The organism is Arthrobacter sp. P1_B4 (assembly GCF_056406555.1).
On record NZ_JBFTZW010000088.1, the window covers coordinates 1 to 12,351 of the forward strand.

Consider the following 12,351-nt stretch of genomic DNA (forward strand, 5'->3'; position numbering starts at 1 on the left):
GCAGGCAACCACGTCAATTCCGATGTACCGCCCCGCTTTGATGCGCCGATCCTCGAGAACAGTCCGACCATGCGGCCGGGAACCGGGGACTACCAATCCCGGGAAGGCTATGGCGCCAACAAGGTGGCTGCAGAGAACACCCTCCTGGGCAGCGGCCATCCCGTGACGGTGATCCGGGCTTCGAAGGTACATGGTGAGGGCGCGGCCCTGCCCCGGGAATGGATGTTCGTCAAACGGGTCCTCGACCGGCGCCCGGCCGTGTTCCTGGCCCATGCGGGGCAGGGCGCGGACCACACGACGGCAGCGGTGAACACGGCGGCCCTCGTGGAACGGGTTGCCGCCGTGCCCGCGGCACGGATCCTCAACAGCGCCGATCCAGATGCGCCGAATGCCCGGCAGATCGCCGCAGCAATTGCCCGCTACCTGGGCCACCACTGGGAAGAGGTGCTTCTGGATGACAGCGCACCCGCGGGCCTCGGTGACCATCCGTGGGATTTCCGGCCTCCGCTGGTACTGAGCACCAAGGCCTCCCTTGACCTCGCCTATGAACCTGTGGGGACATACGCTCAGACCATCCCGCTTCAGGTGGACTGGCTGGTGAAGGCGGCAGCGGCCGGAGCCATGCCGGGAACCGGCGATCCGTCCCTCAAGCACTATCTCGACTACTCCCGTGAAGAGCAGTTCACCGCTGGTTCGGCCCTGCGAACACGCCAACGTCCCCTATGAAGGACTAAGTGTTGAAGCCACGAAGGGTTTGTCGACGAGGATGGCGGCCTGTGGATGTTTTTCCTTGGCCCTCGGTGAACGCACCAGCTGCGCGCGCATCACAAAGCCCAGTTCGGTGAACCGGAGCGCCACCTCCTCGGGTGCGTGCAGTTCCGCCCGGAGCTCGACGTCGTGTCCGTAAGCACGGTCAATCGTGCGGTGGCCGCTGCCGGCGTGGAAGGCGACGAGCGCCGAACCGCCAGGGCGGAGCGCCCTCCAGAACTCGCGAGCAATCGCCGGCAGCGCCGTCGGGGGAGAGTGGATGATCGAATACCAGGCGAGGACACCGTCCGCAGCTGCGTCCGCCTGGGGCAGGTCCGTCAGCTCTCCCAGCTCGAACAACAGCCCGGGCTGCAGTTGTTGCGCGATCCGGACCATTTCGGGCGACAGGTCGACACCGCTGACGTTCAGCCCCGCCTGGCCGAGATAACTGCTCATTCGTCCGGCACCGCATCCGACGTCGATCACCGTCCGGTCCGCCGTCCCGCGCATGTGGGCGATGAAGTGGTCCACCAAGGCCATATCCAGCGGGGCCTCGAAGCTGGTATCCGGGATCACCGCTGAATAGGTCTCGGCGACTGTGTCGTACGCGGATCTGACGTCCATCAAATTTTCCTGGTTTGCCATCAACCGAGCCTAACGGCCATGGCCGGCGAACTCCCGGTGCCGAATTCTTACGTCATGCAACGGGTCCGTGACGCGTTGTGTCGTTGCGCGACTGTGCGTTGCAGCCGGGCTTGGGAACCCGAGCCTGCAGTGGTTGATTGGGGTTACCAGCGCTCGAAAGGACCCGCCATGACGGAACATTCTGACCTCAGCCCGAAGGCACTCCGCCACATTCTCGGGCACTTCGCCACCGGCCTGACGGTGATCACCGCAGCAACCCGGCACGGGCCGGCCGGTTTCACCTGCCAGTCCTTCGCCTCCCTGTCCCTGGAGCCGGCACTGGTCACTTTCAGCCCCGCACGGACATCGAGCACCTGGCCGCTGCTGCGTGCGGCGGGACGGTTTACCGTGAACATCCTGGCCGCAGAGCACCAGCATCTGGCCGGGCAGTTCGCGCGCTCGGGGACGGACAAGTTCGCCGGCGTCGGCCATTCTCCCTCGCCGCTGGGCAACCCCGTCCTGGATAACGCCCTGGCCTGGGTGGATTGCGAACTCCACCAGGAGTACGACGGCGGCGACCACACGATCGTCGTCGGCGCCGTCCGCGCCCTGGGCGCCCGCCCCGACGCTGAGCCCCTGCTCTTTTACAAGGGACGCTACGCGGGCGTCGGGTCCCGCGCCGGCGCGCTCGAGAGCGCGGCCTGACCGTGTCGGAACCGGAACGGGAACCGAAGCCGGAGCGGGAGCCGGGACCCCGCAAAGCGGAACAGCCGTGCCCGGCAACAGGCGCCCACTGGCTGGAGGGGTGGGTCGTCTTCGGAAACGCCTACCCGTAACGGACGGCGCCGGATCCCCTCCGGCGTCGGCCGCGCCGCGCTGGCGTAAGATGGAAGCACCCGTAGACCCTGGCCGCGGGCGGTGCGAACCGCCGTCGGTACGGATCACGGCGACAGACCATATTCATACTGRAGGGGACCAGAGGCCCGCGGGCCAACACCATGACTGAAGCAGCGAACGGCAAGGCCCGGTTCAGCGCCCGAGAACGCACCGCAGGGGAATTTCCCCACTCCCTACCAGGGCTGCGGACGGAGGTGGTCTTGTTCGACGACTCAGAGCAGATGGTCCAGTCGCTGGGCAGCCATGACGAAGCCCTAAGGTTTATCGAAAACCAGTTCCCCGCCGTCGATTTCCATGTCCGGGGGAACGAGCTCGCGATCAGCGGTCCTGCCGCCGACGTGCCGCGCATCATGCGCCTGCTCAACGAGGTGCGCGGGCTGGTGGCCCGAGGCACCGTCATCACTCCGGCCGTGCTGCAGCAGCTCGTCTCCCTGCTGCGCAGCCAGTCGCTGCAGAACCCCGTGGAAGTGCTGACCACCAACATCCTCTCCACCCGCGGGAAGACCATCCGGCCCAAGACGCTGAACCAGAAGAACTATGTGGACGCGATCGACGCCAACACCGTGATCTTCGGGATCGGTCCGGCCGGTACCGGCAAGACCTACCTGGCAATGGCCAAGGCCGTCCAGGCCCTGCAGCAAAAGGAAGTCAGCCGCATCATCCTGACCCGTCCTGCCGTCGAGGCGGGGGAGCGGCTCGGCTTCCTGCCAGGCACCCTGAGCGACAAGATCGACCCCTACCTGCGGCCCCTGTACGACGCCCTGCACGACATGATGGACCCCGAATCCATTCCCCGACTCATGGCCGCCGGTACCATCGAAGTCGCCCCGCTGGCCTACATGCGAGGCCGCACGCTTAACGATGCCTTCATCATCCTCGACGAGGCGCAGAACACCACGCCGGAACAGATGAAGATGTTCCTGACCCGTCTGGGCTTCGGCTCCAAGATGGTGGTCACCGGCGACATCACCCAGGTGGACCTGCCCTTCGGCACCCGCTCCGGGCTCAGGATTGTCGAGGAGATCCTGCAGGGGATCGAGGACGTCAACTTCTCGATCCTGGACGCCTCCGACGTCGTCCGGCACCGCCTGGTGGGGGATATCGTCAACGCCTACAGCATCTGGGACGAAGTCCAAAGGAACCGGGTCAAGCACTCCGTTGCCCGGGAAACGCGGGGAGAACACGCATGAGCATTGAGGTCAACAACGAATCCGGCGTCGTCGTCGACGAGGCCGGGCTCGTGGCGCTGTCGCGTTTCATCTTCGAAAGCCTTTACATCCACCCGCAGGCGGAGCTGTCCATCCTGCTCGTGGACGAACCGGCCATGGAAAAGCTGCACCTCGAACTGATGGACGAGCCAGGCTCCACCGACGTCCTCTCCGTCCCCATGGACGAGCTGACCCCGGGCACGCCGGACAAGCCGACGCCGCAGGGCATGCTCGGCGACATCGCCATCTGCCCCCAGGTGGCCGAGGTCCAGGCCCGCAACGCCGGCCACTCCACCCAGGACGAGATGCTGCTGCTGACCACGCACGGCATCCTGCACCTGCTGGGCTATGACCACGCCGAGCCGGAAGAGAAGGAAGAGATGTTCGGGCTGCAGCGCGAACTCCTGACCGCCTTCACCGGCAAAGCGGCCCCGTCCGAGACGGTTCAGTGACCCCACTGATCCTCGCCGGCATGGCGCTGGTGTTCCTTAGCTTTGCCGCAGTGCTGACCGCTGCCGAGTCCGCGTTCAACTTCCTGCCCCGGCACGACGCTGAGCAGGCGGTCCTGAACAGCAGGGGCACCTCGCTCAAACGCATCCTGGCCCAGCCCGTGGGGCACATGCGCGCCCTGCGGTTCTGGCGGGTCTGGTTCGAGATGGCCGCCGCCGTCGCCGTGACCGTGCTCCTTTACAGCATGCTGGACAACGTCTGGCTGGCCGGGCTGGCGGCCACCGGCATCATGGCGCTGGTCGGCTTCGTGATCGTGGGGGTGTCCCCGCGGCAGCTCGGCCGGGTCCACTCCGCCGCCCTGGTCCGGTTCAGCGCCCCGCTGGTCCGGTCCCTGTACGCCGTGCTCGGCCCGATTCCGGGCTGGCTGGTGCGGCTCGGCAGCGTCGTAGCTCCCGGCGCGCCGGCCGACAGCGAGGCGTTCTTCAGCGAGGAAGAATTCCGCGAACTCGTGGACCGGGCCACCGAGTCCGACGTAATCGAGGACAACGAGGCCGAACTGATCCAGTCGGTCTTCGACTTCGGGGACACCCTGGTCCGCTCCGTCATGGTGCCCAGGACCGACATCCTCACGATCGACTCCGGATCCAGCCTGCACCGGGCGATGTCGCTGTTCCTGCGCTCCGGGTACTCGCGGATCCCGGTCATCGGCGAAAACACGGACCAGATCCTGGGCATTGTGTACCTGAAGGACGTTGCCGCCTCGCTCCACAACCTCGGCCCGGACGAGGAACCCCCGGTCGTGGACGAGGTGGCCCGCGAGGTCCGCTACGTGCCGGACTCGAAGCTCGTCAGCGACCTGCTCCGTGAACTCCAGAAGGAATCCACACACGTCGCGATCGTCATCGACGAATACGGCGGAACGGCGGGGCTGGTCACGCTCGAGGACCTCATCGAGGAGATCGTCGGCGAAATCGTGGACGAATACGACACCGAAAGCGCCGAGGCCGTGGCCCTGGGGGACGGAAGCTACCGGGTCAGCGCCCGCATGAGCATCGATGACCTCGGCGAACTCTTCGACCTCGAGCTCGACGACGACGAAGTAGACACCGTGGGCGGCCTGCTCGCCAAGGCCCTCGGGCGGGTGCCGATTGTCGGCAGCACCGTCCAGGTCCACGGACTGTCCCTCCGCGCCGACAGGCTGGAGGGCCGGCGGAACCGCGTCAGCCACATCATTGCGGCCGCCGTAGCAAAAGAACAAACTGACCTTGAAGACCTTCTCGACGAGGCCGCACCAATCCAACAGGGAGTCTCACGTGAGCAAGCAGAATAAGTCCGACGGCGACGCAGCCTACGGCGGCTACCGCGCCGGTTTCTCGGTGCTGGTCGGACGGCCCAATGCGGGCAAGTCCACCCTCACCAACGCCCTGGTCGGCCAAAAAGTCGCGATCACCTCGGCCAAGCCCCAGACCACGCGCCACACAATCCGTGGCATCGTGCACCGGGACGACGCCCAGTTGATCCTCGTTGACACCCCGGGCCTGCACCGCCCGCGCACGCTGCTGGGGAAGCGGCTGAACGAACTGGTCGCCGATACCCTCGCCGAGGTCGACGCGATCGGCTTCTGCCTGCCGGCCAACGAGAAAATCGGCCCGGGAGACAAGTTCATTGCCGCCCAGCTCGCCGCCATCCCCAACAAGCCCATCATCGCGATCGTGACCAAGGCCGACACCGTCGACCGCCAGGCCCTCACCGAGCAGCTGCTCGCCGTCGCCGCCCTGGGCCGAGAGGTCCTCGGCGAGGACGGCTGGAAGGACATCGTCCCGGTCTCCGCCACGGACGGCTTCCAGGTCGACACCCTTGCCGACGTCCTGATCGGTCACATGCCGGCGTCGCCGCCGCTGTACCCGGACGGTCACCTGACGGACGAACCGGAAGCGGTGATGATCGCCGAACTCATCCGGGAAGCAGCCCTCGAAGGCGTCCGCGACGAATTGCCGCACTCCCTGGCCGTCGTCGTCGATGAAATCGTTCCGCGGGAAGGCCGGCCCGAGGACCGCCCGTTCCTGGACGTCCGCGTCAACCTGTACGTCGAGCGGCCCTCCCAGAAGGCCATCATCATCGGCAAGGGCGGTGCCCGGCTCCGCGAGGTCGGCACCAACGCGCGCAAGGCGATCGAGGCGCTGCTCGGTGCCCGGATCTACCTTGACCTGCACGTCAAGGTCGCCAAGGACTGGCAGCGCGACCCGAAGCAGCTCGTCAAACTGGGCTTCTGAGACGCGCTGTTCTTAGGCCGCTATTGTGTCCGTTGGCCCTTCCCGCCGCTCCCAAGAGAGGGCCATCGGCGTTTTCTCAGATTCGGACTCTAAAATGGGCTGACTCCCCGTTCGTTTAGGAAGGCTCAACAAGTGGTTCGACCCCGTGACAACCGTGCCGACGGATCCGCCCCGCCGGCCCGGTCAACAGCCGCTGCCCGGCACACGGCCGATCCCGCCGTTGGTCCGGCCCGCCACCTCGGCTCCGCCCGCCGGACCCCCACCTGGCTGAAAGTCTTCACGGGCGTGGTGGCCGTGCTCTTGGTCGGCGTGATCGCCTTTGGCGCCTACTGGACCATCCGGCTTCAGGGCAACCTCACCAAGGCCCCACTCAGCGCCGGCAGCATCAAGACCGAGGGTGCAGTGAACGATTCGACGGACCGGATGCAGATCCTGATCCTCGGCTCGGACACGCGCGACGGGAAGAACTCGCAGTACGGCACCAGCGATGACGCGACCGGCTATGGGCACTCGGATGTGATGATGCTGATGGACATCTCCGCGGACAACAAGCGGGTCAACGTCGTCAGCTTCCCCCGCGACCTGCTGGTCGACATCCCCAAGTGCAAGGATCCGAAAACCAACAAAGAGTACCCGGCCCAGACCGGCGTCATGATCAACTCGGCGATGTCCGAGGCCGGCATCGGCTGCGCCGTGGACACCGTCAACAAGCTCACTGGCCTGGAGATCGACCACTTCATGATGGCCGACTTCAACGCCGTCAAGGAACTCTCCAACGCCGTGGGCGGCGTGTCAGTGTGTGTCAGCGACGCCGTGTATGACCCCGACTCGAAGCTGCGCCTGCCCAAGGGCACCTCCACCGTCCAGGGCGAGCAGGCCTTGTCGTTCGTGCGCACCCGGCACGCCTTCGGCGACGGCGGCGACCTCGGCCGGATCAAGGCCCAGCAGGGCTTCCTGTCCGCGCTGACCCGGAAAATCAAGGACGACGGCACCCTGACCAACCCGGCCCGGATGCTCGGCATCGCGGATGCGATCACCAAGAACCTGACCATCGACGACGGCCTGGCCTCTGTGCCGACGCTGCTGACCGTGGGCAACCGGCTCAAGAACATCGACGTCGGCAAGGTAGCCTTCGTGGCCACGCCGACAGTCCCGGCCGAAACGGACATCAACCGGCTGCAGCTGGCCGAGCCCGCGGCATCCCAGCTGTTCGCCGCCATGCGCAACGACGTGGACCTGACGGATCCGACCGCGAAGCCGAGCGCTTCCCCGAGTGCCAGCGCCACGCCGACGCCCAGCCCCACCACCCCGGCCTATGACAAGACGCAGCAGCCCGTGACCGTGGCCAACGGCTCGGGTGTTCCGGCCCGGACCCAGGGGATCATGCAGGCCATCAAGGGCGCCGGTTTCACCCAGGTGGGCCAGTTGACTGCTCCGCCTGTCGCCGCGACGGCGGTCTACTACGGTGCGGACTACGCTGACGTGGCCGGGGACGTCGCGGCCCTGCTCGGTGTGGCGCCGGACCGGGTGCTCCCGGCCGCCGGAGTCGCCGGCGTCCAGGTCTACCTGGGCAGTGACTTCGCCAACGGGACGCCGACCGCCGCCGCCGCTGCCCCGCAGCTGCCCAAGGACATCGTCAACCAGACAGCCGGCGACACCGTGTGCCAGCAGGCCAACCCGGCACTGATCACCCGCTGACCCGGCAACCAGGAAGGCCCCCGTTCAGATTTTACTGAACGGGGGCCTTCTTTTTGTCATGGGTGCTGGACGGCGGCCTTTGGAGGCTCTTCCACGTCCTGCGGCGTCGTGGAACACGGTGTCGACCTCAACGGCGCACCCGATAGCGCACGTGAAGCACGCGGTTGCCCTGAATCACCACGTCAGGATCCTCCAACAGGTGCTGGGCGTGGACCGACCCGAAGTAGCGCTTGCCGGACCCGAACACGACAGGTACGACGTCCATGCGCACCTCGTCGACCAGGCCCGCGGCAAGCATCTGGCCACCGACGTCACCAGCTGCGACCTCGACGATGCGGTCACCCGCAAGCTCCTGCGCCTTGGCCATGGCTGCCTCGACACCGTCGACGAAGTGAAACGGCGCCTCCGAGTCCCAGCCCTCGGGCTGCGGCCGGTGCGTCACGACGACCACGTGGTCGATCCCGCTCGGAGGTTTCCCGTCCCAGCCGTCCGTCAGGTCGAAGACGTGGCGGCCGACGAGTGTCGCCCCGATTTGGTCCCAGTACGGCCGGGTGTAGTCATAGGACGTCTGCGACACCCTCACCTCGCCGCTCTCGTCCAAGGGGACATCACCGTTGGACAACCAGTCGAACACCGGTCCGGGCTGGTCATTCTCGTCCGCGACGAAGCCGTCCACCGACACCGAGCCGTACATGACCACCTTGCCCACGGGGCTCTCCTCTGCTTTGGGGTGCCCCCACATTAGCGTGTCGTGCGCTGTCGCTCTAGTAAGAAATCAATCGGCCGGCAGCGCTGATGAACTCCTTGAACCCTGTGCCGGATGAGTGCTGCTGACGCCGGGCTTAGGTAACCGGAAGCACTACCGACTACTCATGCTGCCCATCGGCGGCGGACTGTCCCACCCCCACCTCAGGTAGGACGAGCGCCTTTGGAGGTGTTGAATCGGCACCGCATCCGTCACAGCAGGCCGGCTCTGTGGCCGTCGGAAGACTGTCTGCCGCCGTGTGGGGGACCGTGCAGCAGATGTCGCCGCGCCAGGCGTTGATGCCCTCCCGGAGGGCGATCGCGGCGATGACCAGCGCCGCGCCGGCATCGGCCCACCACCAGCCAAGGGTGCTGTTCAGCACCAAACCCGCGAGCAGGACTGCCGACAGATACGTGCAGAGCAGGGTCTGTTTGGAGTCAGCGACCGCCGTGCGTGATCCGAGCTCCCGGCCGGCCCGGCGCTGGAGCCAGGACAGGACCGGCATGATCACCAAACTCAGTGCGGCAATCACGATGCCCGGGGTCGAGTGCTGTGCCTCGCCGGCGCCGAGAAGTGACCGGACCGCCTCGGCGGAGACAAAGGCTGCCAGCGCGAAGAATGAGACGGCGATAATCCGCAAGGTGAGGTATTCACGCCGCTCAGGGTCCTTGCTGGAAAACTGCCACGACAGCGCCAGCGCCGACCCGACCTCAATGATGGAATCCAAGCCAAAGCCGAGGAGCGCCGACGAGTCGGCCGCACCCCCGGCCCACAAAGCCACAACGGCCTCGATGAGGTTATAGCTGATGGTGGCCGCCGCGAACAAGCGGATCCGGCGGCTGAGGACGGCGCGGCGGCCCGGGCTCGGCGACATTAGGACGGAAGTCATCACAGCGTGCACGTCCCGTCGGGTGCGCAGCAGGCCGGRTCCACCGCCAGCACGACGCCCAGAAGATCCTTGAGGGCATGGCCGAGGCGCTGATCGGCGAGCTCATAGCGGGTCCTTCGCCCCTCCGGCACGGCAACGACCAGCCCGCATCCCCGCAGGCACGTCAGGTGGTTCGACATGCTCTGCCGGGATACGCCGAGGGAATCCGCCAGCTCAGACGGATAGGACGGCGCTGCCGTGAGGGCAAGCAGGATTTCTGCCCGTGTCGGGTCTGACACGGCATAACCGAACCGTGCCAGCACCGGGGCATGCGTAAGAGTCTCCACAAATCGAAAGTACAGCTGTCGATGTATTCACGCAAGCGTGTACGCACAGCCCTCCCGGCTGGGTCGGTGCCAGTGACCGGGCCCCCGGGTCACCAGATGCTGACGCGCTCCTGCGGTGCCATCCACATGCCGTCCTGGTCCGTGACGCCGAATGCTGCGTGGAAGGCGTCGAGGTTCCTGGCGATGGCGTTCGTGCGGAACTCGTTCGGGGAGTGCGGATCCGTCGCCAGCCGGCGGATGGCCTCTTCGGTCCGGATGACCTGCCGCCACCCCGCGGCCCAGGACGCGAAGAAGCGCTGCACCCCGGTCAGGCCATCGAGCACCGGCGGTTCCTGCCCGTCGAGGCTGATCAGGTAGGCCTTGTAGCCGATGGTGAGCCCGCCCAGGTCGCCGATGTTCTCGCCCAGGGTCAGCTTGCCGTTGACCGTGTGGCCGGGGGCTGCCGTGGGGGAGAGGGCATCGAACTGCGCCACGAGCCGGGCGGCCAGAGCCTCGAACGCGGTGCGGTCATCCTCCGTCCACCAGTTGCGCAGCAGGCCGCTGCCGTCGTACTGCGAGCCCTGGTCATCGAAGCCGTGGCCGATTTCATGGCCGATCACGGCACCGATGCCGCCGTAGTTCACGGCGTCATCGGCGTCGGCAGTGAAGAACGGGGGCTGCAGCATGGCCGCAGGGAACACGATCTCGTTCAGGAGCGGATGGTAGTAGGCGTTGACCGTCTGGGGCGTCATCAGCCACTTCTCGCGGTCCACGGGCTTGCCGACCTCGTCAAGGTGGCGGTCGACGTCGGCGCTGTGCGCGCGTTCCACGTTCCCCAGCAGATCGGCGGGGTCGATCTCCACGGCGGAGTAGTCGATCCACTTATCCGGGAAGCCGATCTTGGCGCGGAAGGAGTCCAGTTTCTTCAGGGCCTCGAGCTTGGTTGCCTCGCCCATCCAGGTCAGCCCGGTGATGGACTCGCGGTACGCCTCGATCAGGTTGGCCACGAGGGTCTGCATGCGCGCCTTGTGCCCCTCCGGGAAATGTTCGGCCACGTAGATCTGCCCGACCGCCTCACCGAGGGCCGCCTCGACCACCGCGACGCCGCGCTTCCAACGGTCCTTGATCCGCGGCGTACCGCTCAGGATGGTGCCATAGAACGCGAAGTTCGCGTCCACGAACTCGGAAGACAGGTACGGGGCGGCCGCGCTGACCACGCGCATGGCGAGCCATTCCTGCCAGGTCGCCAACGGTTCGGAATCCAGCAGGGAGGCCGCGCCGGAGAAGAAGTCGGGGGTGCTCACCACCAGCTCGGCACGCTTCTCCGGCTCGATGCCGGCCGCGTCGAACCAGTCCGCCAGCAGGGGGAACAGTTCCGCCGCTTCTGCGGCGGACTTCAAGTTGTACGTCTTTTGCGGATTCCGCAATGTCACGTTGTCCCAGTGGTGCGAAGCCAGCGCAGTTTCAAGCGCCACCACGCGTCCGGCCGCCCCCTCAGGGTCGGCAACCTCCGCGAGGCCCAGCATGGCCCCCACGTGTGCACGGTAGGCCTGGACCATCGGGGCGAACTTCGCTTCCCGGTAATAGGACTCATCGGGCAAGCCCAGGCCGCCCTGGCCTGTGTAGAGCAGGACACGGTCCGGGTTTCCGGCATCCGGCGCGGGGTAGATATAAAAGAGCCCGGACACATCGGCGCGGAACAGCCGTCCGGCCAGCGCCACGAGTCCGGGCACCGACGTCGTCGCGAACACCTGCGCCAGCCGCGCACGGAGCGGGTCCAGGCCCTTGGCCTCGACCGCCGCTTCGTCCATGAAGCTGTTGTACAGGTCCCCGATCTTGCGCTCGATGCCGCTAGCCTCCGCACCGCGTGCGGCGGCCTGCCCGATGATCTCTTTCACCGCGAGCTCCGATGCGTCGCGCAGGGCGGTGAAGGTGCCCTCCAGCGGCCGGTCGTCCGGGATGACCGTGGTGTTGAGCCAGCCGCCATTCACATGCTGGTACAGGTCATCCTGCGGGCGGACGCTGGCGTCGATGGTGGACAGATCGATCCCCGAAAGTGGCACGGATGCTCCTTTGAGAGGCAGTCCGGCCCGGAGCGTTTGCCGGCGCACGGTCTGCATGGTGGACGTTACGGTGGTCTGGCTCCTTCATCTTACGCACCCGTGTTACTGTGAAAAGGTGCGCGCAGAACTGCTCCTCCTTAGCTGCCGCGGCGAGGCCTCAGACGCGATCTAGCGCAAGGCCCACCCTCGCTGCGGAGTTTGTGTTGCCCGGCCACCCTTTCACCAAGAATCACAGAAAAGGCCCCGATTGTAATGCGAAACGCACAGAAGCCCTCAGGAATGCCGGTCCACCGCTACATCCCGTTCCAGGACCAGATCACCGTTGAACTGCCGGACCGCACCTGGCCGGACAAAGTCATCACCAAGGCCCCGCGCTGGTGCGCCGTGGACCTGCGCGACGGCAACCAGGCCCTCATCGATCCCATGAGCCCCGCCCGCAAGCTGAAGATGTT

At 66.4% G+C, this 12,351-nt stretch carries 12 protein-coding genes and 1 pseudogene; 8 read left to right on the forward strand and 5 right to left on the reverse strand.

Features of this window, described 5'->3' with window-relative positions; translation table 11 throughout:
• Positions 1 to 726, forward strand: a 726-nt coding sequence (locus AC1D1W_RS17520) for an NAD-dependent epimerase/dehydratase family protein (RefSeq protein ID WP_476944355.1), incomplete at its 5' end; no start/stop codon positions are given.
• Here AC1D1W_RS17520 and AC1D1W_RS17525 read toward each other — a convergent pair.
• Positions 721 to 1,371: a class I SAM-dependent DNA methyltransferase gene (locus AC1D1W_RS17525; protein ID WP_476944356.1), complete on the reverse strand. Its 651-nt coding sequence runs from the start codon at positions 1,369 to 1,371 to the stop codon at positions 721 to 723. The genes AC1D1W_RS17520 and AC1D1W_RS17525 overlap by 6 nt on opposite strands.
• A 189-nt stretch (positions 1,372 to 1,560) precedes the next feature.
• Here AC1D1W_RS17525 and AC1D1W_RS17530 point away from each other — a divergent pair, with 189 nt between their 5' ends.
• From AC1D1W_RS17530 to AC1D1W_RS17555, 6 genes are all read left to right on the forward strand, one after another.
• A complete protein-coding gene (locus AC1D1W_RS17530; RefSeq protein ID WP_243177405.1) occupies positions 1,561 to 2,076 on the forward strand; it encodes a flavin reductase family protein in 516 nt (171 codons plus the stop codon).
• 293 nt (positions 2,077 to 2,369) lie between these two features.
• Positions 2,370 to 3,458 (forward strand): PhoH family protein, encoded by a 1,089-nt coding sequence (locus tag AC1D1W_RS17535; RefSeq protein WP_028276708.1) that lies wholly within the window; start codon positions 2,370 to 2,372, stop codon positions 3,456 to 3,458.
• Entirely contained in the window at positions 3,455 to 3,928 is a 474-nt protein-coding gene (gene ybeY / locus AC1D1W_RS17540; RefSeq protein WP_028276709.1) for an rRNA maturation RNase YbeY, read from the forward strand. The genes AC1D1W_RS17535 and ybeY overlap by 4 nt, the downstream gene beginning before the upstream one ends.
• Positions 3,925 to 5,256 carry a hemolysin family protein gene (locus AC1D1W_RS17545; RefSeq protein WP_028276710.1) on the forward strand — a complete coding sequence of 444 codons (1,332 nt, stop codon included), beginning with the start codon at positions 3,925 to 3,927 and terminating at the stop codon, positions 5,254 to 5,256. The genes ybeY and AC1D1W_RS17545 overlap by 4 nt, the downstream gene beginning before the upstream one ends.
• A complete protein-coding gene (gene era, locus AC1D1W_RS17550; RefSeq protein WP_028276711.1) occupies positions 5,240 to 6,199 on the forward strand; it encodes a GTPase Era in 960 nt (319 codons plus the stop codon). Before AC1D1W_RS17545 ends, era begins: the two co-directional genes overlap by 17 nt.
• Positions 6,200 to 6,331: 132 nt before the next feature.
• Positions 6,332 to 7,897, forward strand: coding sequence for an LCP family protein (locus tag AC1D1W_RS17555; RefSeq protein WP_476944357.1), 1,566 nt, complete (start codon positions 6,332 to 6,334; stop codon positions 7,895 to 7,897).
• 127 nt (positions 7,898 to 8,024) lie between these two features.
• On the opposite strand, the gene AC1D1W_RS17560 is transcribed toward AC1D1W_RS17555, so the two are convergent.
• From AC1D1W_RS17560 to AC1D1W_RS17575, 4 genes are all read right to left on the reverse strand, one after another.
• Positions 8,025 to 8,606, reverse strand: coding sequence for a dihydrofolate reductase family protein (locus AC1D1W_RS17560; RefSeq protein ID WP_243177983.1), 582 nt, complete (start codon positions 8,604 to 8,606; stop codon positions 8,025 to 8,027).
• Positions 8,607 to 8,763: 157 nt separating this feature from the next.
• On the reverse strand, positions 8,764 to 9,531 hold the full coding sequence (locus AC1D1W_RS17565; protein WP_476944358.1) for a cation diffusion facilitator family transporter: 768 nt from the start codon (positions 9,529 to 9,531) through the stop codon (positions 8,764 to 8,766).
• Positions 9,531 to 9,857 carry an ArsR/SmtB family transcription factor gene (locus AC1D1W_RS17570; RefSeq protein WP_028276714.1) on the reverse strand — a complete coding sequence of 109 codons (327 nt, stop codon included), beginning with the start codon at positions 9,855 to 9,857 and terminating at the stop codon, positions 9,531 to 9,533. Before AC1D1W_RS17570 ends, AC1D1W_RS17565 begins: the two co-directional genes overlap by 1 nt.
• A gap of 89 nt (positions 9,858 to 9,946) precedes the next feature.
• Positions 9,947 to 11,899 carry a M13 family metallopeptidase gene (locus tag AC1D1W_RS17575; protein WP_308197206.1) on the reverse strand — a complete coding sequence of 651 codons (1,953 nt, stop codon included), beginning with the start codon at positions 11,897 to 11,899 and terminating at the stop codon, positions 9,947 to 9,949.
• A 252-nt stretch (positions 11,900 to 12,151) separates the two neighbouring features.
• Here AC1D1W_RS17575 and AC1D1W_RS17580 point away from each other — a divergent pair.
• Positions 12,152 to 12,351: pseudogene (locus AC1D1W_RS17580) on the forward strand (2-isopropylmalate synthase); the annotation flags it as partial.

Excerpts from the sequence above, each read along its gene's own strand:
- AC1D1W_RS17525 (WP_476944356.1), bottom strand. The coding sequence starts at position 1,371 with ATGGACGTCAGATCCGCGTACGACACAGTCGCCGAGACCTATTCAGCG.
- AC1D1W_RS17530 (WP_243177405.1), top strand. The coding sequence starts at position 1,561 with ATGACGGAACATTCTGACCTCAGCCCGAAGGCACTCCGCCACATTCTC.
- AC1D1W_RS17535 (WP_028276708.1), top strand. The coding sequence starts at position 2,370 with ATGACTGAAGCAGCGAACGGCAAGGCCCGGTTCAGCGCCCGAGAACGC.
- ybeY (WP_028276709.1), top strand. The coding sequence starts at position 3,455 with ATGAGCATTGAGGTCAACAACGAATCCGGCGTCGTCGTCGACGAGGCC.
- AC1D1W_RS17565 (WP_476944358.1), bottom strand. The coding sequence starts at position 9,531 with ATGACTTCCGTCCTAATGTCGCCGAGCCCGGGCCGCCGCGCCGTCCTC.